This is a genomic window from Rhodococcus sp. R1101 (assembly GCF_000278445.1).
In the GTDB taxonomy this organism is placed as follows: domain Bacteria; phylum Actinomycetota; class Actinomycetes; order Mycobacteriales; family Mycobacteriaceae; genus Rhodococcus; species Rhodococcus gordoniae.
In genome coordinates this window covers 1-1,533 of record NZ_AJVB01000686.1, presented here as the reverse complement: position 1 = coordinate 1,533, position 1,533 = coordinate 1, and the positions used below count along the sequence as shown (strand labels likewise).

The window sequence follows — 1,533 nt, the reverse complement described above, 5'->3', positions numbered from 1 at the left end:
GATGATGCTCACCACCGGTTCACGCTTTCCGGTCCTCGAGCACCCACAGCCGGCCTACCGCGAACTGATCCGCGAACTCGTCGGGGCGGGCATCACCGCACTGGGGTACGGCGTAGGAGTGATCACCGAGGACATTCCACGGTCCCTGCTCGACGAGGCCGAGCGCCATCGATTCGCCGTCGTGGCGATTCCGTCGGAACTGCCGTTCATGGAGGTGGTCGGGCGCGTCGGAGCGGCGGTGCAGGCGCAGGACTCGATGCTGCTACGACGCACGCTGCAGATGCAGAACCACCTGCTCGAGGCGATGACCGCCGAGGCTCCCGAGGCCGACCTCGTCGCCCGACTCGCCGGCCTGCTCCGCAGCAGCGTGATCCTCTACAACGAGGTCGGGGATGTCGTCGCCTCGGCCGGCGGCGCGCCGGTGCACCTGATCCGCAATCAACTTCGCGGCCGGGAGGGGCGGTTGCTGTTCAGGGTGGGTCGATGGGCGGTGAGTGCTCACTCCATCTCACCCGGCGACCAGTACTACTGGTTGGCTCTCGCCTCCAAGACGAACGAACTCAGCGACCCCCTCACCGACCCTGCCGTCGAAGTGTCGCTGAGGCTGCTCAACACCATCGAGCGCACCCGTCAGCGAGCTACCGTGGAGAACCGCGCGCGCCACACCGCACTGGTGCGTGCGCTCGTCTCGGGCGACCCGGCCCACGCCGGTACCGTCCTGGAACAGTTGGAGATGCTGCGGTTCGGCCCGGATCCCGACGTGCGCCTACTGGTTCTGTCCGCTGCTCCGGAGTACGACAACCGTCGATGGGTGTTCCGGGCGAACTCCCTGCTCGAGGCCGTCGAGGCGGACGTGTCCGGTCTGGCTCGCGATCTGGGGCTCACGCTGCTGCTCGCCCGGAGCGAGGGGGGTCTCGTCGGTGTGGTCCCTGCTGGAGCGGAGGCCTTCGAATCGTGGTCCGCCAACCTTCCGCAGGGATTGAGGTGTGGATCGAGCGAACCGTTCACCGACCCCACGCGTGGTCCCGAGAAGTTGCGTGAGGCACGCTGGGCGTGGCGGGCCGCCGAGCGCCGCGGACGTGCCGCCCAACGCTTCGAGGACGTCGGTCTCGCCGACTGGCTGCTGGCGGCTCGCGATCCGGAAGCGGCGCTCGCACGAGCTACCGCCGTTCTGGCACCGTTGCTCGACGGACACGAGGACCTGATGGACTTCCTCGTGCTTCACCTGGCACGCGAACTGGACGTGGGGCGCACTGCGCGGGAGCTGAATCTGCACCCGAACACCGTGCGGCACCGCGTGAAACGAGTCGAAGAGCTGTTGGGTTGTTCGTTGCGTTCTCCCCGGGACGTCGCCGACGTGCATCTGGCTCTCGAGGTTCTCGCCGAGCGTCGCACCGCATAGCGGTCGCTCTGAGGAAGGATTGGGTCATGGCCATCACCGTGCGTCGGCTTGCGACAGTGCCGGAACTCGGGCTCACTCTCGTGGCAGGTCGCGTGGGAGCCGATCGCATCATCGAATGGGCGCATCCGATC

The 1,533-nt window shown here is 67.5% G+C and carries 1 protein-coding gene; it reads left to right on the top strand.

The features are described 5' to 3' along the window. A partial coding sequence (locus R1101_RS28385) for a helix-turn-helix domain-containing protein (protein ID WP_016935578.1) occupies positions 1 to 1,402 on the top strand: 1,402 nt, incomplete at its 5' end. Between the last annotated feature and the right edge of the window lie 131 nt (positions 1,403 to 1,533).